A 324-nucleotide genomic window follows, 5' to 3' on the forward strand; every position below is an offset into this window, starting at 1 on the left:
ATGGAGCAGGTGATGAGAATCGAACTCACGTAGTCAGCTTGGAAGGCTGAAGTTCTACCATTGAACTACACCTGCAAATATAAGTGGTGACCCGTGGGCGATTCGAACGCCCGACCCTTTGATTAAAAGTCAAATGCTCTACCAACTGAGCTAACGGGTCACAAGTGGTGCCGACTATAGGAATTGAACCCACAACCTACTGATTACAAGTCAGTTGCTCTACCAATTGAGCTAAGTCGGCATTTAAATGGTGGAGGTTAACGGACTCGAACCGCTGACCCTCTGCTTGTAAGGCAGATGCTCTCCCAACTGAGCTAAACCTCC

At 48.1% G+C, this 324-nt stretch carries 4 tRNA genes; all 4 read right to left on the minus strand.

The annotated features are described in order from the left end of the window. Position 1 precedes the first annotated feature (1 nt). Positions 2-75 (minus strand) — tRNA-Gly (locus NE544_RS12150). Between the two features lie 9 nt (positions 76-84). After that, positions 85-160: transfer RNA gene (locus tag NE544_RS12155), tRNA-Lys, on the minus strand. A gap of 5 nt (positions 161-165) precedes the next feature. Next, positions 166-241: transfer RNA gene (locus NE544_RS12160), tRNA-Thr, on the minus strand. A 7-nt stretch (positions 242-248) separates the two neighbouring features. Beyond that, a tRNA-Val gene (locus NE544_RS12165) sits at positions 249-324 on the minus strand.

The sequence above is a fragment of the Holdemanella sp. MSK.7.32 genome (genome assembly GCF_024460475.1).
GTDB lineage: Bacteria > Bacillota_I > Bacilli_A > Erysipelotrichales > Erysipelotrichaceae > Holdemanella.